The organism is Nocardia sp. NPDC056564, assembly GCF_042793755.1.
In the GTDB taxonomy this organism is placed as follows: Bacteria; Actinomycetota; Actinomycetes; order Mycobacteriales; family Mycobacteriaceae; genus Nocardia.
The window spans coordinates 33,189-53,079 of sequence record NZ_JBHTUR010000009.1 but is presented as its reverse complement, the minus strand read 5'-3'; the positions used below and the strand labels follow the sequence as shown (position 1 = coordinate 53,079).

At 66.1% G+C, this 19,891-nt stretch carries 21 protein-coding genes; 15 read left to right on the top strand and 6 right to left on the bottom strand.

What is annotated here, in order from left to right; translation table 11 throughout:
- Position 1 precedes the first annotated feature (1 nt).
- The 13 genes from ACFQ9K_RS22745 (at position 2) to ACFQ9K_RS22685 (ending at position 11,138) form a co-directional block, all read left to right on the top strand.
- Entirely contained in the window at positions 2–1,117 is a 1,116-nt protein-coding gene (locus tag ACFQ9K_RS22745) for a fatty acid desaturase (RefSeq protein ID WP_378720396.1), read from the top strand.
- Complete coding sequence (locus tag ACFQ9K_RS22740) at positions 1,098–1,856, top strand: PhzF family phenazine biosynthesis protein (protein WP_378720395.1); 759 nt, start codon at positions 1,098–1,100, stop codon at positions 1,854–1,856. The genes ACFQ9K_RS22745 and ACFQ9K_RS22740 overlap by 20 nt, the downstream gene beginning before the upstream one ends.
- A gap of 27 nt (positions 1,857–1,883) precedes the next feature.
- Positions 1,884–2,648 (top strand): thioesterase II family protein, encoded by a 765-nt coding sequence (locus ACFQ9K_RS22735; protein ID WP_378720394.1) that lies wholly within the window; start codon positions 1,884–1,886, stop codon positions 2,646–2,648.
- Between the two features lie 190 nt (positions 2,649–2,838).
- A complete protein-coding gene (locus ACFQ9K_RS22730; protein ID WP_378720393.1) occupies positions 2,839–3,459 on the top strand; it encodes a LuxR C-terminal-related transcriptional regulator in 621 nt (206 codons plus the stop codon).
- Positions 3,460–3,472: 13 nt separating this feature from the next.
- Positions 3,473–4,171, top strand: coding sequence for a hypothetical protein (locus ACFQ9K_RS22725; protein ID WP_378720392.1), 699 nt, complete (start codon positions 3,473–3,475; stop codon positions 4,169–4,171).
- Between the two features lie 237 nt (positions 4,172–4,408).
- Complete coding sequence (locus ACFQ9K_RS22720) at positions 4,409–4,885, top strand: hypothetical protein (RefSeq protein ID WP_378720391.1); 477 nt, start codon at positions 4,409–4,411, stop codon at positions 4,883–4,885.
- Between the two features lie 345 nt (positions 4,886–5,230).
- Positions 5,231–5,692, top strand: a complete 462-nt coding sequence (locus ACFQ9K_RS22715; protein WP_378720390.1) for a hypothetical protein — start codon at positions 5,231–5,233, stop codon at positions 5,690–5,692.
- An 806-nt stretch (positions 5,693–6,498) separates the two neighbouring features.
- Positions 6,499–6,960: an MspA family porin gene (locus tag ACFQ9K_RS22710; protein ID WP_378720389.1), complete on the top strand. Its 462-nt coding sequence runs from the start codon at positions 6,499–6,501 to the stop codon at positions 6,958–6,960.
- Between the two features lie 10 nt (positions 6,961–6,970).
- Positions 6,971–8,122, top strand: coding sequence for a hypothetical protein (locus ACFQ9K_RS22705; RefSeq protein ID WP_378983543.1), 1,152 nt, complete (start codon positions 6,971–6,973; stop codon positions 8,120–8,122).
- Between the two features lie 56 nt (positions 8,123–8,178).
- The gene (locus ACFQ9K_RS22700; RefSeq protein ID WP_378720387.1) at positions 8,179–8,748 is read left to right on the top strand and encodes a hypothetical protein; all 570 of its coding nucleotides are present in this window, start codon (positions 8,179–8,181) and stop codon (positions 8,746–8,748) included.
- Between the two features lie 99 nt (positions 8,749–8,847).
- Positions 8,848–9,240, top strand: a complete 393-nt coding sequence (locus tag ACFQ9K_RS22695) for a hypothetical protein (RefSeq protein ID WP_378720386.1) — start codon at positions 8,848–8,850, stop codon at positions 9,238–9,240.
- A gap of 319 nt (positions 9,241–9,559) precedes the next feature.
- Positions 9,560–9,916, top strand: a complete 357-nt coding sequence (locus tag ACFQ9K_RS22690) for a hypothetical protein (RefSeq protein ID WP_378983540.1) — start codon at positions 9,560–9,562, stop codon at positions 9,914–9,916.
- Between the two features lie 556 nt (positions 9,917–10,472).
- Positions 10,473–11,138, top strand: a complete 666-nt coding sequence (locus ACFQ9K_RS22685) for a PAS and ANTAR domain-containing protein (RefSeq protein WP_378720384.1) — start codon at positions 10,473–10,475, stop codon at positions 11,136–11,138.
- A gap of 109 nt (positions 11,139–11,247) precedes the next feature.
- Here the strand turns inward: ACFQ9K_RS22685 and ACFQ9K_RS22680 are convergent, their stop codons facing one another.
- The 3 genes from ACFQ9K_RS22680 to ACFQ9K_RS22670 all read right to left on the bottom strand — a co-directional run bounded on the left by ACFQ9K_RS22680 (position 11,248) and on the right by ACFQ9K_RS22670 (position 13,520).
- Positions 11,248–12,063, bottom strand: coding sequence for a MerR family transcriptional regulator (locus ACFQ9K_RS22680; protein ID WP_378720383.1), 816 nt, complete (start codon positions 12,061–12,063; stop codon positions 11,248–11,250).
- 204 nt (positions 12,064–12,267) lie between these two features.
- Positions 12,268–12,942 carry a hypothetical protein gene (locus ACFQ9K_RS22675; RefSeq protein ID WP_378720382.1) on the bottom strand — a complete coding sequence of 225 codons (675 nt, stop codon included), beginning with the start codon at positions 12,940–12,942 and terminating at the stop codon, positions 12,268–12,270.
- A gap of 131 nt (positions 12,943–13,073) precedes the next feature.
- Complete coding sequence (locus tag ACFQ9K_RS22670; RefSeq protein WP_378720381.1) at positions 13,074–13,520, bottom strand: MarR family winged helix-turn-helix transcriptional regulator; 447 nt, start codon at positions 13,518–13,520, stop codon at positions 13,074–13,076.
- Between the two features lie 82 nt (positions 13,521–13,602).
- Here ACFQ9K_RS22670 and ACFQ9K_RS22665 point away from each other — a divergent pair, with 82 nt between their 5' ends.
- Both ACFQ9K_RS22665 and ACFQ9K_RS22660 read left to right on the top strand, forming a co-directional pair.
- Positions 13,603–13,977 carry a cupin domain-containing protein gene (locus ACFQ9K_RS22665; RefSeq protein WP_378720380.1) on the top strand — a complete coding sequence of 125 codons (375 nt, stop codon included), beginning with the start codon at positions 13,603–13,605 and terminating at the stop codon, positions 13,975–13,977.
- Positions 13,978–14,018: 41 nt separating this feature from the next.
- Entirely contained in the window at positions 14,019–14,393 is a 375-nt protein-coding gene (locus ACFQ9K_RS22660) for a cupin domain-containing protein (protein ID WP_378720379.1), read from the top strand.
- 60 nt (positions 14,394–14,453) lie between these two features.
- Here the strand turns inward: ACFQ9K_RS22660 and ACFQ9K_RS22655 are convergent, their stop codons facing one another.
- The 3 genes from ACFQ9K_RS22655 to ACFQ9K_RS22645 form a co-directional block, all read right to left on the bottom strand.
- Positions 14,454–14,852 carry a DUF6924 domain-containing protein gene (locus tag ACFQ9K_RS22655; RefSeq protein ID WP_378720378.1) on the bottom strand — a complete coding sequence of 133 codons (399 nt, stop codon included), beginning with the start codon at positions 14,850–14,852 and terminating at the stop codon, positions 14,454–14,456.
- 243 nt (positions 14,853–15,095) lie between these two features.
- Positions 15,096–17,918 (bottom strand): hypothetical protein, encoded by a 2,823-nt coding sequence (locus ACFQ9K_RS22650; RefSeq protein ID WP_378720377.1) that lies wholly within the window; start codon positions 17,916–17,918, stop codon positions 15,096–15,098.
- Positions 17,919–17,960: 42 nt separating this feature from the next.
- Positions 17,961–19,844 (bottom strand): hypothetical protein, encoded by a 1,884-nt coding sequence (locus ACFQ9K_RS22645; protein ID WP_378720376.1) that lies wholly within the window; start codon positions 19,842–19,844, stop codon positions 17,961–17,963.
- Positions 19,845–19,891 lie beyond the last annotated feature (47 nt).

Below are 19,891 nucleotides of genomic sequence, written 5' to 3'. Positions count from 1 at the left end.
CGTGGACGATGTACGGGCCAGCTATCTGCGTTTTCCGCACTGGACGCAGCACTTCTGGACCTGGCAGACCGGCCGGGCCCTGCCGGAGCAGCAGCCGCTGTTCCGGCACACCTGGGCCAGCTACCTGGCCATGACCCTCGCCGTGTTTCTCACCGGCCTCATCGTGTCGACGCTCGCGGTGGCACTGATGTTTCCGCTCTGGTTCCTCGTGCTGCCGATCGGCTGGCTGCTCACGGTCAACGGGGAGCGGGTGATGGTTCTGGTCATCGCGCACCAGGCCCTGCACCGGCGGTTCTCCGGCAGCAAACGGTGGGACACGTTCTGGGGTGAGGTCGTCACGGTGCTGTCGGTCTTCCACACCCTCCAGGCGTTCAAGGAGGAGCACTTCGACAATCACCACCGGCGCGAGGTGTTCGCCACCGAAGCCGATCCGCCGGTGCAGTTCCTGCACGACCTCGGGTTCCGCCCGGGGCTCAGCCGGGCAGTGCTGTGGCGGCGGGCCTGGGTGGTGTTCCTGTCGCCGGTCTTCTACTGGAACGGCTTTCGTGGCCGAATCGTCAGCAGTGTGACGGGGCGGCCTCGGCGGACCCTCGGGTTGGCCGCGTGGCTCGCCTGGTGGCTGTCGCTGCCGTTCTGGCTACCGCACGGCACGCTCGTACTGGTGCACGCGTTCGTCCTGCCGGTCATCGTCTTCGCCCAGCTCAGCGCTCTGCTCGACCGGCTGGGCGAGCACGAGTGGCTCGCGCCGCGCAATCCCGAGTTCGGGCACCGGTTCTACACCGCCGCCAACACCTCCGCCCGGTTCTGCGGTTCGGCGGTGCCGTCGCGCGGGAGCGGACCGCTGGCCTGGGCTCGATGGACGGCGCTCAGCCTCGGCTACCACCTGCCGTCCAGGCTGCTGGTGGTCGTCGGCGACCTGCCCAACCACGACTATCACCACCGGTACCCGTCCACGCCGGAGTGGACCACGGCCGCGTACGCCCGTCAGCGCGACATCGACACCGGTCCGGAAGGGCCGCCGTACCGCGAGGTCTGGGGCATGGGCGCCGCGATCGACCTGATGTTCCGGAGCCTGTCCGGCCAGGAGGACGTGGGAAATGCGCCATCACATCGTTGACACCTTCGCCGACGCGCGGTACGCGGGCAACCCGGCCGCGGTGGTGCGGGCGGAGCAGTTCCCGCCGGCGACCGAGATGCAGCGGACCGCGCACCGAATCGGGCTGCCGACAACGGCTTTCGTGGTACCGGTGCGCGCGGGCGAATATCGGGTGCGCTGGTTCACCCCGCACAAGGAGATCAACCTGTGCGGACACGCGACGATCGCCAGCGCACGGGTCCTGCTCGCCGGCAGCGACCGGACCCGGCTGACCTTCGTGTCCGACAACGGCGTCCTGCACGCCGAACGGGTCGACGACCTGATCGCCCTCGATCTGCCCGCCGCGCAACTCACCGCCTGCGCACCGCCGCCGGGGCTGCTGGCGGCGCTCGGCACGGACGCGGTGGCCTGCGCGGTGTCCAGCGACGACATCGTGATCGAGGTCGAGTCGATGGCGGCGGTGCGGGCCGTCCGGCCGGATTTCGCCGCGCTGGCCCGACAGCCGTACCGCGGCCACATCGTGACCGCCCACGGTGCCGACGGCGTCGACTTCGCCTCCAGGACTTTCTTTCCCGCGTTGGGTGTGGACGAGGACCAGGTGTGCGTCACCGCGCACTGCAAGCTCACCCCGTACTGGGCGCGGCGACTCGGCAAGGACCGGCTCGACACGGTGCAGCTGTCCGAACGCGGCGGCCGATTGCAGGTGTGGGACGCGCACGAACGCGTGCGCGTGCTCGGCACCGCGGTAGCTCGCGACTGACCATCGACTCCGGACGGAGGCCTTCACATGACCGACTTCAAGCCGTACTCACCCAGGGCCGCGACCGGCGGAGGCGGCTGGCTCCAGCGGTCGCCGTCAACCACGGCGGCCCGGCGGGTGTTCTGCATCCCGCACGCCGGATTCGGCGCGGGCGTGTATGGGAATTGGCCCGAGCAGCGGCACGGCGTCGAGTTCCTGCCGATCGAGCTCCCGGGCCGGCTGTCCCGCTTCGCGGACCCGATGCCGCCGACCTTCGCCGAGCTGGCCACGGACCTGATCGCCGGGCTCGAGCCGTATCTCGACGTACCGTTCGCGTTCTTCGGCCACTGCTGGTCCGCGCTGCTCGCGTACGAGATCACCGCGCAACTCCAGCACGCCGGCGGGCCGTCGGCGACCCGGCTGTACGTGTCGTCGCAGCAAGCACCGCAGGACGGACCGGCCGGACGCATGCTGAGCATGGACGACGCGCAGCTGGCCGTGGAGCTGGAGTCCACGATCCGGGCCCAGGGCAGCAAACCGTATCCGGAGCTGGTGGCCATCTATCTAGAGATGCTGCGCAACGACGTCGAGATCAGCCGGCGTTACGTTGTCCCCGAACCGCCGCGGGTCCGCTGCCCGATCACGGCCATCGGCTGGACCGAGGATTGCGAGGTACCGCCCGCGCAGATGGCGGGCTGGCCGGTCTGCGGTGACACCGCCTTCAAGGTGTTCGCCGGTCCGCACGGCCGGTTCATCGACGCGCCGCCGGAACTGCTGAAGACGCTGTGCGCCGGCATGTACGACCGAGGTTGACGACGCGCTCTCGGCGGTGTTGACAGCGAACCGTCGAGGACTCTGCAAGGTGCGGTCAGCACACTGCTTCCATGGCTTACCACTGCGATTCGACGGACCGTTCGGGGGCACGACAGGCAACCACTTCCGCTGGCGGTGCTGAAGCAGGGGCGCATGGCCACCGAAGCCACGTGATACGGCGGGAGTTCCCATGATCCGAACCGACCTACTCATCAAATCACCGCTATTCCTCCTCGGCCTGCACCAAACACTGACCGAAGCCGGAATGCACGTCGTCGCGGTCCGAACCTCCACCAACCAGAACCCCTCCTGGCTCGCCGACATCGCCCTCATCGACGCCGCAGCCATCCCCCACCCCCACGACCTCACACCCATCACCCACACCGCCAAATCCATCGCAGTGCTCATCCTCAACAACGAAACCGCCACCGACGACGACCTCTACCTCCAAGCCGGCGCCACCGGCGTCATCAGCAAATCCGCACCCGCCCCGAACATCATCCGCGCCATACACATCGTCACCTCCGGCAAAGCCGTCCACACCACCGCAGCCCCACCACCCCGACACCAACCAACACCTCCCGCACCCCAGCTCTCCACACGCGAAGAACAAGTCCTGCGCCAAATCGCCCACGGTCTCACCCACGGACAAGTCGCAGCCCGGCTCGGCATCAGCCCCCACACCGTCGACACCTACGTCCGACGCATCCGCACCAAACTCGGCGTCGGCAACAAAGCCGAACTCACCCGCGCCGCCCTACTCGGCCAACTCGTCACCCACACCGACAACGACCCGGGCGCTCCGCGATGAAAGCAGAAAAGTCATGACAGAAAAGGTAGTTGTCGTCGATCACGTCCCCACCTTTCGTGCAGGCCTTTCCGCCGTCCTCGAACAAGGCGGCTTCGAGGTCGCCCGACCGGACTCCACGCTCTCCTGGATCCGGCGTAATCAGATCGACGCCGCAGTGGTGACCATCCACACCAAAGGCACCCATCCCCTCCGCGAACTCGTTGCCGCGTTCCCGGACCTGGTGGTGCTGGCGGTCCTGCTCTCACCCGGCATCGCGGACTTCCGCGATGCGCTACGAGCAGGCGCACACGCTGCGGTGCAATGGGATTCGCACCCCGACGACATCGTGCAAATGGTGCGCTCCGCCATCGCCGGACAAGCATTACTCCCCACCCCGATCGTACGATCGCTGGCCAATTCCTCGCTCGAAGGACCCGATCGCGACACCATCGGCCCCGACGAAATCCGCTGGCTACGTGCACTCGCACAGGGCACCTCGGTCGTCCGCCTCGCCCGCAACGAAGGCTATTCCCAACGAGAAACCTTCCGCCGCCTCGCCGACATCTACCGGCGCATGGGCGTCCGCAACCGCCATGAAGCAATCGCCCTGGCCGGCCAATGGGGAATGCTGGTACCCGCCGCCGAACCGCCCACGATTACGGAACTGGGACGGAGGCATCGCGCACAGGTTCGGCCCGAGGGGCCCGCGGCCATCCTGCGTGGAATTTCCTGACGGACCCCGGCAAGTCGCACCAGGCCCGGCACGCGATCTCCTGACCCCACTCGCCGGGCAATCTAGTCGGAAGCCGCTAGTACGGAACTATCTGCCAACACCACCACCAGCACGACGGCGCAAAACATTGCACGCAAACCAGATCTCCCTCCGCTACCCACAGCTGGAGAACAGGACGACCCGTCAACATTAGCTAGCGGTTGATTTCGGGGCTCCGTGTTCGCCAGGAATGGCGGCGTGCGGGCGCTGGGTGCGAGGATCGCCCTCATGGTGATGTGTGATTACTTCTCGGCCCCCGATGACGACGCGGCTCTCAGTGTGCTCGACCACCCCGGGGGCCCGGACCCGGCCGCGTGGGATGTGTTGTCGCTGAAGGGGATCGATCCGGTGATCGCGATGGCCGAGCTCGAGGCGATCCTGACCGGCAGCACCTATGAAGAGACCTCGGAGCTGCCACGTTCCGGGCAGTTGCTCTCCTCCCCCGAGGCTGAAAGTGCCTTCATCGTCAGCGTTTCGGACACCCTGCAGGAGGCGTTGGCTGAGGCGGAGCATTCGGCCCTGGCCGGCGTCGCCGCGGAGTGGGCGAATACCGAAGAACTGCGCGACGACGGAGTGACAGCGGATATCGCGCTCGAGGTGCTGGTTCTTCTCTCCGGCTTGGCCAGTCGCGCGCGATCGAAGAACTTCCGATTGTTCTGCTGGTGGGCACTGTAGCTTTGACACCCCGAGGCAATAGCGGGACAACAAGGGCAACCGTGATGCCGGTTCAGCGACCTGTGCAGACGCGGGCTGCGCAGGTGATCACCGAGCTGTGGCACTGGTCGAGACATCAAGCCAGCGAATTCAGCGGTGTGCCAACGTGATCGGTGCATTCGCGGTACTTGCCGATCCGCAGCGAGGTCGGGTCGCGGCCGGTACCCGCCCCAGGCGTACCGCGTCGATGCGCTGCCGTGCCAGAGCAATTGAGGTCTCGCGAGCCCGGTGTCGGTCGGCGAGTATTGGCTCGCCTCGGATCCAATCGGAGGCAGGCGACGCGGGCGACACCGTCTCGATGCCATCATGACCATCCAGGAGCCCGCATTGCGAATTACCGGTTCGATCCCTCTGGCCGCGGCCGCTCTCGCCCTCGCGTTGAGCGTCGGCGCATGCGGCGACGCGTCGACCGATAAGGCAGCGAACACAACTTCTGCCGCTTCGACATCCACCGTGCAGTCGAGCGCCGCACAGATTCCGACCTTCCAACCCCCCTCAGCGACCCCCGTCGCCATTTCGTGCACGACGAGCGTCGCCGGCCTCGCGGTCTTCGCCGTCACCACCAAAGGCAGCGCCGCCTGTCCCACCGCGGTTGCCGTGAGCAGCAGTGCCTACGGTGAGCAGTCCGGCCCTCCGAGCAAGGGCACCCGGACGGTAACCGTCGAGGGTGTCTCGTGGACATGCCAGGAGCGGCAGGGCCAGGTCAATCCGTACAAGGAATGCGAAAGCAACGCCGAGCCCGCGGAAAAGGTCAGGCTCTCTTCCTGAACGGGAGCATTCGCCCGAATCTCACTGCACCACTGCCGGTTCCGGGTTCGACGCATCCGCGCCGAACCTGATCGAACCGTGCCGGTAGCAGAAATCCCGATCAGATGACCGACGTCCTGGGCGAGCCCCAGCGTTCCATGCGGTTCTGCGGCCGGTGCCGAACCGGCCGGCTCCGCGGTCGAGATCTGCTTACGGCGCAGCGGAAACAGTTGTGCCGCAGCATGTTCTATTCGGTCGCTACCAAAAGCGATCCGCGATTCAGTCCCAGCCTCGATGGACGAATGCGGCGCCGAGGACAGCGCCTGCCCGAACTCCGCAGTCGCCTACGGCCGTGACATCCCTTCGACCGCAACACCTTCCGTCGCAAAGAGTTTGGCCATGCCGACGGCGACCGGAGGTCAGCGGAGAGCCCCACCGACAACGCCCCGCATCTCGGCGCCCTGCTGCGGCCGCCCGAACAGACACGTCAGCGCGTGCAGGTCGATCAGAATTGTCGTAGGCATCGGCCATCTTGACGCAGCCCCCCGTCGCGCTGCAGGAAGCTCGGTCTGGGCCCGAGCAAGGACCACAGACTGGAAGTGGCGCAGTTCACACATTACCCATGATCGGGCACACACGGCCACGGCGACCGGGGCGTCAAGGATGCGCGCGAGGGGAACTGCCGGTCGCGGATACGACCGAGCAGTCACCCAGCGGTTGCTGAATGTTTGCCAATGATGTGTTCTGGTTGCCGGAAATAGTCACCTCGAAAGGAATCGGGGGGATCTGTGCAAGGAAGAGGGGGCGAGGTGTCGTCATTTATGTGTGTGCGCCAGGTGCAGTGCCTTACTGCGCTTGGTTTGCTGATGGGTGGCACAGCGGGAGTTGTGGCTGGCACGGCCGCGGCTGATCCCGTTGCCGACAAGAGCCGCACGGTCGAGACCGATACCGGCTGGCGGCTCGCGGTGAACAAGACCTCCGAGACCTTGGATCGAGTGCCGAACCTGGCCGCGACGATGTTCACCCGGGAAGGGTTCGTGGCGGTGAAAGCGGTCGCGGAGGTCACTGGAACCGGCCGCCAGACGGTCAAACCTGGCGGGATCACCACCATCGAGTTCGGCACCAAGCCTCTTGCTGGTCCGCGAGCTTCGATCACCGTCGATCAAGTGCAGGTCAAGGTCAACGCCTGCATGGGACCGGTCTCGCTGCGTTCGTTCGCCACCGCGCGCATCACCACACCCGAGGCAGACAACACCGTCACCGTTTACGGCGACCCCATCTATCTGTAGGGGGCATTTCGTGAGTCCACGCATTGGTTCCAGATCGATGGTCGGCAAACGTTCACGCAGGCGAGGGTTCCCCACGGCTGCCGCGCTGACCGCCGCGCTGCTCGCGGCCGTCATGACGACCGTGTTCGACACCACCGCGACCGCACAGCCCGATATCCCCTGTGCGCAGTGGCAGCAGATGCACCCGGGCTGGCCGTGTATCCCGGTCCCCAAACCGCCGCCGGGTCCCGCACCCGGCCCACCGGCGACAACGCCCGCGTTACCGACCCCGGTTCTGCCGGGTGCGGCGCCGGGCGACACCGGCGATATGGGAGGCCATGCCGGCGCTCTCACCCCGCCGGCGCTTGCCCCCGGCAACGGCACACCGATCGTTCCCGTACCCGGAGAGCAGCAGCCGGCCGCGCCCGGCGGTGCCCGCCCACCGCAACCGCCGAGCCGCGAGTCCGCACCGGATCCGTCGAGGACCGCGCCGGACCAGACAACGGTTCCGGATTTCGGCACTCCCGCACCGCTTCCACCCACCGCCGCGCCGCCGCCGGTGAGCCCAGGTGCCTCGGCGCCATCGATCCGTGATCAGCTTCCGGTGCAGCCTGTCTCCCGCTGCGGCGAAGAACGAGAATGGTCGTTCAGTCAGGGCTGCCACAACAAATACGACTACAAGGTCGTGGTACATCAGACCAACCCGAACTACACGCCACCCGGCACGACTCCCTACGACACCTGCTCGGCGGCAAGCGACGGTATTTCCTGCACGGTCAGCAGGTCTACGACGATCTCACGCACCGTCACCAAAACCGGGCAACTCGGTGTCGACGCCACCATCGGAGCGTTGAAAGCCAGTGGTCAGGTGTCGCAGTCGGTAGCCGATACCGAATCACTCACCATCGGCGAAACCGGCGGGAAAGCACCATCGGTACCGATGAAGGCCGGGGAGACGATGTCTGCGTATCCGACCTACACACAGGTGCTCTACGAGGTCCAACGCTATGACGCCGGCACCGGGCAATACGTGTCCACCGAACAGAAGCAGGCATTGTTTCCCGAAGGAAGCACTTACCTTGTCGGGCCGACCGGCGCACCGAACGGATTCCCGGCACCCCCGCCGGGAATAGTTCCGGCACCACCCCAGCCGAGCGTCCCGCATCAGGCGGGAGGAAACTGACTGTGTCCAGCGCAGATGACTTCGACTCCCGATCCTCATCGAGCCCAGGAGCCGCGATGACCGACACAACCGCTCCGCGCCGTAAGCGCTACCTCATCGCGGCGGTCGCCGCGGTCATGGTCGTGGTCGCCGCCGGGCTGGGCTACTTCTGGTTCAGACCGGCGCCACCGCCGAAAGTGTTCGTCGAACGCAGCCAGCCGATCTTCGAACTCACCAAAACCGACCTGCGGGGTCAGACCTTGCAGAACGCGCTCACCAAAATCGTTTACCCCCAGTCGGTGTTCGACGATCATCTCGGCGACGTATGGGTGGTCGATCTCGGCGGCGGACCGTCGCGAACTCTGACACCAATTCCCGACGACACCGCCGCCTGGACAGTGACCGCAGTATGCTTCCGCGTCCAAACACCCGACGAACAGACAGCCAACCGGAAACTGGCCGCCGGGCAGAAACCCGCCGTCAACTTCGTCACCTTCGGCATCCAACGCTCCGACACCATCCCGCCGGGCCAACTCGGCACGATCATCCAGGGCAGCCTCGACGACACCCTGCCCGGATGCAGCATCGGCACCTCGGGAATGAGTGCCTACCGCCCCGGAACAGGACCCACGATCCGCGTCCAATGACTTGTCGGTCGGCCGAGGCGGTGGGGCGAGCGCAGTCGCCGAGTCCTGACGTTTCGGGCCCTGAAATGAGGGAAAGCCGCGTGGCGAGAGGAGGCAGCAGTGACCGAACCGAACACCTACGATCCTCCGCAGGACACCGGCGGCCCGGACTCCGTGGAGACCGATCCGGCCGCATTGAGTAGCGCCGAGGATCTGGACGAAGATCGTTTGCGGCTCGATCCGCTGGAGGAGGGCATGGATCCGCCCGAGCACTGGTCGGGCGTCACGAAGTACGGCATGACCGCCTGGGAGCAAGAGCATCCACGGCCATTGGGCGAGCGCTTGGCCGAGGAGACGCCTGACGTGTCCCCCGAGACGCCTGCGGAGAGCGAGAAACTCTCGGGCACTGAGGAACTCGATGAACGGCCGTACGAGGAGACACTCGGCATCGCCGCCGATGTAGCCGGCGGGTCGGTGCCGGCCGAGATACGGCAGCCTCCCCCACCGGAATAACGCAGACAGTCGCTCCGCTGGCCCGCCTTCCGCACGAGCCAGCGGGCAAACCCAGCGAATCGGCTCACTCGGTGACACCACCGTGCGGTGAGCTCGGTACCCCCCGTAGCTAGGCATAGCGCCTGAGCCGAATCCGTTGGCGCCGTTCAGGAAACGACGAACTTGGCGTCGCGGTCGCGAGTTGTCTGCACCCCGGGTAGACGCACGCCATTCGGCGAGAGCGCGAACAGCGCAACGACTCCTGGCCGACCCCCTCGAGTGCAGAAATCTCAGGTCAACCCGCACTCGAATGTCGTTGGCTTGGGGCATCATCCGGGCCATGAGCTACGACCTGAGGATTTGGGCAGGCGCGAAGCCCGGCAGCGATGCGGACCTCCGCCGGGTGTTGGACAGGATCAGCGGGGATAACGAACGCCGAGTTGTCGCAGGCGATCCGCTCTATCCGGCGAGTCCCGCGATCGCCGACTTCGTGCAAGCCCTGCTCCGGCGTTGGCCCGACTGCGGCGAACCAGGCAGTCCCTGGTCCTCCGGGGGAACCGGTGACGCGCACGGACCTTCGCTCGAAGTACATATCCGATGGGGTCGCGAGGCAGAGGTCTCGGAATTCGTCGCGGGCCTGGCCGAAGTCCACGGCCTCGTCTGCTACGACTGCCAAACGGACCGGTTGCGCCCTTGAGCGCAAGCCAGCGACTTGGGTTGGCGGATCGGCACCCGAACATGGGCGAGGTCCGAGGCTGATTCCGCCGGGAGAATTCGTTGGCCAGGCTCGGCAGGGCGGGGGAGCTTGGCAGCACTTGGGTTCCCGCCCTGCCGAATTGCGGTGCGCCTGGCCGTGCTCCGGGGTGAGAGCGTCCAGGTGTCTCGCACCCCTGCCATACCCGGATGGGCAGGGGCAAACCTGTTCGGCCCGAGCAGTTTCCAGTGCGGGATACCCTCACGGATCCGACACACCTCCGCCGGTTTGTCCCCGGATAGCAAAAACGCCGCCAGCGCAGTGCACTGGCGGCGTAATCGCAAGGGCGTCGACGTCCCACAAGCGCCTCTCGGCGGGTGGTCGCTCGTAGCGACAAAGGGGTGAGGCCCGGGGCTGTCCGGACGCCGACACCACCTCTCAACATAGCCGCCGGCCCGACTATTCCGCGGCAGACGGCGTGCTCCGAACTACCAGCCAGACTCGCCGCTCGCCGAACCGGCAGCGGTTAGCGGGCCAGGTGCTGCGCCATAATCGAGCGGTGACCGACGTGACAGCTTCCGAGGAGCCGCCAGCGGACAAGGGCAGCAACGGTGAGGTCGTAGGCGGCTTTCAGTTCTGGTTCGCCACCGCACGGTGGGAGTGGTCACCGGAGCTGTATCGCCTGCACGGCTACCAGCCGGGCGCGGTCGAGCCCACGACCGAGCTCATGCTCGAGCACAAACATCCCGACGACCGCGCCACCGTCGCGGAAACGATCGCCCGCTCGATCGAGCACGGCGAGGCGTTCTCCGGCCGGCATCGGATCATCGACACCGCAGGCATCGAGCACACCGTGCTGGTGGTCGCCGACCGCATCCTCGACCAGACCGGTACCCCGGTCGGCACCCACGGCTACTACATCGATCTGACTCCCGCCCTCGACGCGGTCAAGCGCGACACCCTCGACGAGGCGGTCCCCGACCTGGTCGAATCCCGCGCGGTGATCGAGCAGGCCAAGGGCGTGCTGATGCGGATCTACCAGGTCGACGCCGAACAAGCGTTCAAGATCCTGGTCTGGCGGTCGCAGGAAACCAATACCCGGCTGCGCTCGCTGGCCGCCCAGCTCGTCGACGAACTGTCCGCCGCGACACCTCCGCCCCCGAACGTGGTGACCAGCTTCGATCATCTGCTGCTGACCTTGCACGAACGCATACCACCCGAATAGTCCGCTCGGGCAGGCCCGACACCGGAACACCCGCCGAAGTTGTCCATCGGACACCTACACCCGGCCACCGTGCGACGCGACCAACGAGTTCGGGGGCGGAGTCGTCCGATCAGGTCAGCAGTGCCGCCAGTTCGTAGACGGTGTCGGAGTCGCCGGCCCGGGCGGGATCACGGAGGAAGACCTGGCGCGGCCGCCAGTCGGACTGTTCGTCGTGGTCGATCAGCCACTGGTGGAGTGCCTCGAAGCCGAGAGCGCTCATCATGTCCGACTTCGGTACGCCGAGGTAGATCTCGCGGCCGGCCGGTTCGCGCCGGACGAGCATGTCCGGGAAGCGCCGCGTCACCGCATCGATATCGGATTCGGTTATCGGGCAGCAGAATTCGACGGGAGCCGGTTCGTCGGGGCCGAGTTCGCCGTGGTAACGCAAGAAGGGCAGGCCCGCGCTGCCCTCCGGTCGCGGCACCGACGGGCCGCCGAACAACGCGAACAGCGGTGTCGCGAATTCCCCGATGCGATCGGCGGTGAGGCTTTCGGTGCAACTCAGCACGGTGCGCTCGGGAATGGTCCGGATCGAGACCTCGTACATGGTGACCTTCCTTCCGGTCAGTTGATCGATGAGGAACTCGGCGAGCTGCCGTTTGGCGGCGAACGCTCGTTCGTGCTCGTCCCAGTACGCGGCCAGGACCCGCACCCGCTGCTCGGCAGGCTGGGCCAGGGTCTCCCGGATCCGGGCCAACGGCATGTCCAGCTGCCGCAACCGCGCGATCTGCCGGGCTTGCGGCAGCTGCCCCGCCGAGTACCACCGATAACCGGTGTCCGGATCGACCTGCGCCGGCGACAACAGTCCCGAATCCGCATACAGCCGTAGCGCTTTCGGGGACAACCTGGCCAGCCGGGCGAACGCGCCGATCGTGAGCAACTGCACCGTGGCTCCTCATTCGAAGTTATCTTTGCTGCTCAGAGCATGCGGCCGGCCCCAGGGGCAAGGTCAAGCGGCGCCCGCGGGGACGGCACGACTTAACGTAGACCGGCAGGGCGCCGTGCCGGGCTGCGGCAGGACCGCCGGTTAACTGCGCGACGGACGCTCACGGAACGCCCTTCGGAACCGATGGGACTCGGCGCGTTCAGCTCAGCGTCCGTGCAGCCTCGCGGTGTGGAAACACTCTGCCAGACAGGCGATTTCGCCGCGCAGGAAGGCGACTATCTGAGGTAGTGAGGTTCCGGAGGTGGAGTACTGCCAGGCGTTGGTCATGGCGAACGCGCCGCCGGTTCGCTGGTCCTGATCGCCGGTCCAGGTCTTCAGGACTTCGTCGATGTGGGTGACCACCGACCGATATCGATCGAGCGAATCGGCGGGTTCGATCGACTGCACGAGGCCGACCAGCGCGGTCAGATAGCCGCGATAGAACTCCGACGGACAGGTCGGGTCGTAGCGGTCGCGCATGAGCGCTCCGTCGAAACGAGCGTAATTCCGCATCGCGGCGATCTCGCCGTCGGTAAACCAATGATCGGCCGTCACCCCGAATACGGGGTCCGCGAACGGGGTCGTCGCACCGCCGCCGGAATGAACCGGCTCCGGGACGGCCTGCGGCGTCGACTGCGAAACCCGCCGGTCTTCGACGGTCCAGCCCGTCCCGGATTGGCGGCGGACCTCCTGCTGGATCGCGCTGTCGATGCCGGGCGCGCTCGCCTGCTCCACCCCGAGATAGGCGGACGCGGCGTTATAGATGTCCTGCTCCGACATATACGAGCCGAACGCCGAATCACGCACTCGCTGAACGGCTTCCTGAATATCTTCCTGCACACGAGGATCGTGTGGGTCCGGATACATTGGCATGCCCACCCTCCTTGTCCGGCCGGGCTACCTGCTTCCTGTCCTCAGCGTATAGCCGGACCGGCACCGCCACCGCGTGTCGTGACACCGGTGAATTCGGCTCAGAGCGGCCGGAAGGCGCGCGCGGTGGTGGAATCGGTTGCGGCGTCGATGATCTCGCCGAGCACGCCGCGCACTGCGGTTATCTGATCCGCGCCCACCTTGGCGGTCAATCGCCGCTCGTAGTCCGCATGGAAGGCTCGGACAGTATCGAGCATGTCCCGCCCGCGATCGGACAGATGCAGCAGTTTGGCGCGCTTGTCATTCGGGTCGGCGCGGCGCTCGATATAGCCCTGCCGGACCATCTCGTCCACCACCTTGGCCGCACCCTGCGCGGTGATCCCGAGCTGCTCGCCCAGTTGACTCGCGGTGAGCGCGTCGTCCGCGAGTGTGCGCAACACGTACCCGTACGACGCGCCCAGCACCTGATGTCCGTGCCCGGCCAGGTGTGCGTGCAACTCCTGCACGAACCCCTGGTACGCCTGCCCGAGCAGTACGCCGAAATCCATACTTGACTCCCTTCGCGGCAATATGTTCAACTCTAGTTGTACACCACAGTTGAACACCTTGGTTGAACATCAGGAGTAGAGCATGCCACTCATCAAATCCGCCGACGCACCCACCTTCCAGGCCCCGCTCATGACCGCCGTCGGATTGGCCGCTCCCAGCCGGGGTTCCAGCGAGAACAGCGTGTGGCGATTCACCCTCGAAGCGGGCAATCCCGGTCACGCACACGCGGTATCGCGGGAAGAGATCTTCATCGCGCTCTCCGGGCGGGCGCAGGTGGTCATCGACGGTGAGACCGGCGAGCTTTGCGCCGGGGACGCCCTGGTCATCCCCGCGCACACCGTCTTTCAGCTGAGTGTCCCCGGCGACGAGCCGTTCGAGGCGGTCGCGGTGCTGCCGGTCGGCGCGTACGCCCAGGCTCCCGGCGGCGATCGCGTCAGTCCACCCTGGGCTCAGTAGTCCACCTACCCAACCTCTTTCACGCTGCACAGGAGAAACCCATGCCACTGATCACCGCCGACCAGGCGCCGCGTTTCGAGAACGACCACGCCACCTTCGTCGGCCTGGCCGCCCCGAGCCGCGGCTCCACCGAGAACTGTGCCTGGCGGCTCAGCATCAAACCCGGCATCGACGCCCCGCCGCACGCGCTGGACCGCGAGGAGATCTTCATCGCGCTCTCCGGATCGATGGTCGTCACCATGGGCGACGAAACCCTCACCGTCGCAGCGGGAGACGCTCTCATCGTGCCCGCGCACCAGCAGTTCGCCATGGCCAACCCGAACCCCGAACCGTTCGAGGCGATCGTGGTGCTGCCCGTCGGCGGGCAGGGACTGATCCCCGGCCAGCCACCGGTCATCGCACCCTGGGCGCGGTGACACCCGAAGCACCGATGCCGCCGCCGCAGGCCCGGCCGGGACGGACAGATCACTCCGAGATCAGAACCCCCGGAAGACGCCGTCTTCGTCAGCGGCACTGGTGAACTCGTCCCAATCCATGTTGGCGAGTGCGATGTTGTTCTCGATCGACCACAGCTCCTCGGCGATGACTCGCAGCTGCTCGGTCCCCGCTTCGCTCCGGTAGACGCTGAGCAATGGCCGTTCGGCCGAGGAGATCGCGAGCTTGTCGGCAACGATGAACAGCGAATCGGAGGCGAGCGCGGCGAGTTGCTCGGCGCTCACATCGCGATAGGCCGGGTCATCGACAAGGTGCAGGTTCGCCGCGAAGTCATCGTCATTGGGCGTGGTCACCGCCGTCCGCAACGCCTCCCACCCCTCCGGATCGGAGAAGTCGGTACGGATCAGAAGAGTCGCATCGGACTGCGGCAGGCTTTTCACGCCGACCATCCTTCCACCGGTTCCACCCGAGAGTCGCTGCGGCTCTTTCGCTGACCATCCGTGCGTGCGCCGGCGAGCACCTCGCCATCAGAACTCGACTTCGACAGCATCCGGGAATCGACATCTCGGGCCGACCAACTCGAACGCCGCCAGGGCCGAAATTCGACTTCCGGCCCGGCAGCCGATCTATCGCGGGAACTACTCCCCGGCCAGGCTCAGACGAACCTGGCCGGGTTACCGCGACTACGTGATCGGGAACGGGTCGGGCGGGAGTTGCTGGCCGGTCTTCGGGTCGTACTTGACCTCTACGGCGACGATCTGTTCGGTCGGCATCACCTCGACCCATTGATCGAACACCGCGAACGGCTTGGAGCCCGCCGCCTCGAAACCTCCTTGCAGATGGTCGAATCCGGTCTCGTACACCTTGTCGGTAGGCAGGTAGCTGACCGTCGGGTCTTCCTGGTCTCGAACCTTCTGCAGGGACAGCTGGTATTTCGCGTTGATCTTGATCGCCAGGTACGAGATCGCGTCGCGAATGGTGAGCTCGGCCGCGGTGATCCGGTCGTACCGCTGCCGCTGCGGGCTCCCGGCGGGCCACGGGTACTCCTTCAGCGCGTTGAGCACCAGCTGCGCGGCCGCCGGCGTGCCCGCCTGATACAGATCGTCGAGCCCATCGGTGCCCTCGACCGCGTTGCGCTGCAACCAGTTCACCGCGTCCAGCTCGCGTCCCGGCCGCACCGGCACGACGGCCTTCACCCACGGCGCGTTGAGAAACGCGTTGCGCGAGTTGTCCCCGTCGAGCTGCAACACCCACCCGAGCGAGCTGCCGAGCCGCGCGGGCGTGGAATCGCCTGTGATGTAGTAATTGTCGGGGCGATTGGCGTTGGCACCGCCCCACGACACCGTCTGCTTCTTGTCGAAGTCGGGGAACGCCGTGCCCAAACCGACATCCTGGGGCGACTTCTCGGAGATCGTCCAGTTGAAGATCTTGAGCTGCCGCGCCCGCGGGATCCACCATTCGGGGGCGACGAAATACAGCATGGCGTCGGTATCGAACATCGCCTGGATCAGCTCGGCCACCACGTGGCGTACCTGCGGCTGCTCCGCATCGAGGCCGACCTCCTTGGTGAGCTGCCGAATCAGGTTGCGGAACACCACGATCCGCTCCTCCTCGCGCAGATCGGTGTAGGACCGCGGCGCGATAGTGCTCGCCGCCTTCACCCGGTCCTGCGCGGCGGTGATGTAGGCCTCCTGCGCCAGCCGCGTCTTCTCCGCGTCCACCTCGGCGAGTTTTGCGTTGTTCTTCGTGGTCACGTCGAGGACCAGCTTCTTCGAGGGCCGCCAGATCGGGGTGACCTGCAGCGTGAACTTCGGGTGGTCATCGGTTTCCAGACCACCGGGCGCCGTCGTCACGCCGACGTCGATCGAGGTGACGCTGGCCTCCTTGCCACCCGCACCGTCGTCGATCTGCTGGACGTCGCGGTTCTTGTAGCCCCACGCCCAGTGCTCCCCCGAGGTGACCACGACCTCGGCCCGGTCGAGAATGTATCCGGTCTGCGGCGGCACCAGCTGCAACGTTCCGCCGATGCCGACAAAGCCGTACTTGCGATCCTCGAAGAACCATTCGACATTCAGCGACACCGGGGTGCCGATAACCTCCGGCTGCGGCACCGGAATCAACTGCGGCGCCTGCACTCTACTCAGATCCGGCGGCTCGGCGATGTGCACCAGTTTCGCGATCCCGAGCTCCGCGCCGGGATCGTCGACGTAGGTCTGCCAGCACAACTGGGTGCCCAGATCCTGCAACTGCACCCCGACCTGGCGCATCTTGCGCCGCAGCTCGTAGTTCACCAGCTTGTTCGTGGTGTTCTGGAGCACGTAGCGCTTGCTGCTGGTGTCGGTGTTCTCGGTGACCACCCGCAGGGTGGATTTGAAGCTGCTCTTGATCTGGGTCGACGTGGCCTGGGTCTGCTGCCGGGTCTGCTTGTGCGTTTGCTCTTTCGCCTGCTTCAGCGACGTGTCGAGCTCGAAGTTCAGGCTGGTGCTGCCCTGCGCGGTGAACACCGCGCCGACGCCGCCGCTCGCCGACGCCGTGACGCCGACGCCGAGTTTGGTGTTCTGCTGGTTCTCCTCGCGCACCGCGTCGGACAATTCGTCCTGCGTGGTGGACGAGGTATCGGTCTTCTGAATCTGCTCCAGCGCGGTTTCGGTGAACTTCTCCACGGTCGTCTTGCGGGTCGCCACCTCGACCAGTTCGACGGTGCCACCCGGGCTCAGCCACACGTGCTGCACCGGCGTCCCGAGAAAGGACGCGAACTCGTAGAAGTACTGGCGGAACAGATGCACGATGCCGATCGGCGACAACGACACTCGTGATATGCCGCCGTTGGTCGGGTCGAGCGTCTGCAGTGGATCGAACAGACCGCTGACGTCTTTCGCGGCGACGGTCTGGTCGGGATCGGCGAAGAAGAGCTGGCCGAGGGCTTTCACCTGATCGGTCTGATTCAGCGCGTGCACCGAACCCGCGACCACCGATTCGCGGCTGAGCTTGTTGAGCAGCAAGGCGTTGTCGGACTCCGCGTCGGCCGGCGCCACGCGGTCGAGCGCCCGGACCGCCGTCAGATGGGCGGTGGTCACCTTCGTCGTCGCCTCGTCGAGGACCTTCTGCAACTGCTCGGCGGCGAACAGCGGACGCCATTGGGCGACGTCGGCGCGCTTGAACGGCTTCAACTTGTCTCGCATCAGACTCGCGAACACGCTGTCCAGGGAATCGGGTGCGTTGGCCGCCGTGGCCGGCGCCGCGGTGCCGAGCGATACCTTCGGCGGATTGGCCAGCAGGTCGACGGGGCCACCCTGGGCCGTCAGGTGCGGCGGCGGCTCCTGGGTGATGACCGGGACGATGCCGATCGCCGTCTGTACCAGGGCGCCCTCGCCGGCCGAGCTGAGCGCGGGCTCGAAACGGCGTTGCAGCCGTTTGGACTTCCAGCCGAGCAGCGGCTGGTACACGCCATACAGCTGAGCAGCGTAGGGCAGTGTTCCTTCGAATTGCTTGAAATCAACCTTCATGTCACCCTCCCGGAGACCTATTGCGCCACAGACGTTTTGGCGTCACATGTTGAGAATGTCTTCCAGCCAGCTACGTACCCGCGGTGTCGGCGGGGCCGGTTGCGGATTCGGCACCAGCTCCAGATGTCCGCCGTCGACCGACCATTCGTGCCAGAAAAGAAACTGGCGACCGTGGGCCACCGTGCCGAACTGGTGACTTTTGTCGAGGCCGTGACCGTCCCAGTTCGACAGCACTTCGAAAAGCAGAGGATTGCTTGTGGCGGTCGGCGGATACTTCCAGTAGTCATCCCATTCGGTGTCGGCCGGTAGGTAACTCACATCCGCTTTCGCATCCTCGATCCGCTTTTTCCGACGTTCATAGGCGGCCTTGTCGTTCCACATATTCGGTGTAGTGATCATGAAAACCTTGAGCGGTTTCGACAATCTTTTCCGGACCGCGGTGGCCGTGGTGATCGCCGGGATCACCACCGGAACCAGGTTTCCCGCTTCGGTTTTCGTTGCTTCCGCCGGTGTCGCGTCGCAACTGATGAAGCGATCGACCGATGCCGCGTTCTTGGTCAAACAGTTCGACATCGAGATATTCGCTCCGCTGTTGCCCAGCAGCCAGATCTCCCTGTTCGTTGCCGGTGTCGTGGTGTCCTTGGTGCGCACCGCGCCGCGCATCCAGAGCAGGCTCCAGATGCTGCGCAGCACGGGGGCAAGCGAGTCGGGCTTGGCCAGTGCGGCATACCCACCACGCGGCAGCTCGCCGAAGCCGTCGAACCCCAATGGCAGCACCGCGATGTCTTCTGCGGGTGCGTGCCGCAACGCCTCCTCCACGCCGACCGGACGGAAGGCCCAGCGCACATCCTCGGCGACCATATCCATCGGCTCGGGCGGGTCTATCCGCGGCGGCGGCGACGTCTTCGGAACGAGCCGCATGCCCATCAGTTCGGGCCGAAACGGTAGGCCACCGGCGGTTTTGACCCGGGCCACCTCCGCCGCGATCACCGCCGGCGGTTGCGGTTTCAGCAACCACCGCGCGAGGTGAAACATTGTGGTGAAGCCATGGACCCGCTCCGGTTTGGCGGGACGGGAGGTGAGGAACCCCTCCTTGGTCGCGGAGTACGGAAATGAATTGAAGTTGGCGGGTGCGCGGAAGAACACGATGTCGGCACCGGGTCGGGATGCGGGCGTCGACGCTCCGACCTCGGCCGCGAGCCTGGTCTCGGTGTTGCCGCCGACCGCCTTGTCCGACACCGACACGAACCACAGCATCGGCGCCGCGCCGCTGGTCCAGGCCAGCACCCGCAGCCGCTCCGGTCGTCCGCCGAACGCCGGATTCAGATACCACCCGAACCGATCCTGGCCGGCCCATGTCGCCCACCACAGCTCCGTGACGTCGAGGAACTCGCAATTGACCGTGACGGTGCCCGGCCGCACATCGAGCACCGGGGACGAACCGAGAAACGACCGCCGCGCGGCCGACGCCACGGTCGGCGCGTGCGGCGGGCCACTCGTGCCGGGTGTCACCTCGACCTGAGCGAAGGAGTACCGCTGTGGCAACAACGCACCGCCGGCCCCCACACCGAACAATTGCCGGAATGCCAAACAGGTGGCGGTATTGCCTCCGATGCTCACCCGCAATTCGAAGTCGAGTCGAATCAGCGTGACGGTATCGGGAATTGCCACCGTAGCTTTCGACACACCCGCAACCGGCGTGACTGTCAGCGAAGTCGGTGTGACGCTGTCCCATTGCCCCGCTTGCGCCGGATCAACCGCACCCACCGCCACCGGCAACGGTGCTTCTGCCAGCATGAAGCTGCGTACCGACTTCAAATCCGCGTGCAGCCTCCGCAGTTGCTCGCTGCGCTCACCCCAATCCACAGTCACGGTGAAGATTGCCATCCCCCGTCCTTCCCGCAGCTCAGCCGCGCTGACCCGCAAAGGTTCGCGACATCATTCGCTCATTTCGGCAACCATGGCCGAACGCA

What these genes read in the sequence shown, in the direction of transcription:
- ACFQ9K_RS22670 (WP_378720381.1), bottom strand. Translation starts at nt 13,520, where the DNA reads ATGGATTTCGGCGTACTGCTCGGGCAGGCGTACCAGGGGTTCGTGCAG.
- ACFQ9K_RS22700 (WP_378720387.1), top strand. Translation starts at nt 8,179, where the DNA reads ATGACCGACACAACCGCTCCGCGCCGTAAGCGCTACCTCATCGCGGCG.
- ACFQ9K_RS22725 (WP_378720392.1), top strand. Translation starts at nt 3,473, where the DNA reads ATGACAGAAAAGGTAGTTGTCGTCGATCACGTCCCCACCTTTCGTGCA.
- ACFQ9K_RS22660 (WP_378720379.1), top strand. Translation starts at nt 14,019, where the DNA reads ATGCCACTGATCACCGCCGACCAGGCGCCGCGTTTCGAGAACGACCAC.
- ACFQ9K_RS22715 (WP_378720390.1), top strand. Translation starts at nt 5,231, where the DNA reads ATGACCATCCAGGAGCCCGCATTGCGAATTACCGGTTCGATCCCTCTG.
- ACFQ9K_RS22730 (WP_378720393.1), top strand. Translation starts at nt 2,839, where the DNA reads ATGATCCGAACCGACCTACTCATCAAATCACCGCTATTCCTCCTCGGC.
- ACFQ9K_RS22735 (WP_378720394.1), top strand. Translation starts at nt 1,884, where the DNA reads ATGACCGACTTCAAGCCGTACTCACCCAGGGCCGCGACCGGCGGAGGC.
- ACFQ9K_RS22690 (WP_378983540.1), top strand. Translation starts at nt 9,560, where the DNA reads ATGAGCTACGACCTGAGGATTTGGGCAGGCGCGAAGCCCGGCAGCGAT.
- ACFQ9K_RS22665 (WP_378720380.1), top strand. Translation starts at nt 13,603, where the DNA reads ATGCCACTCATCAAATCCGCCGACGCACCCACCTTCCAGGCCCCGCTC.
- ACFQ9K_RS22740 (WP_378720395.1), top strand. Translation starts at nt 1,098, where the DNA reads ATGCGCCATCACATCGTTGACACCTTCGCCGACGCGCGGTACGCGGGC.
- ACFQ9K_RS22650 (WP_378720377.1), bottom strand. Translation starts at nt 17,918, where the DNA reads ATGAAGGTTGATTTCAAGCAATTCGAAGGAACACTGCCCTACGCTGCT.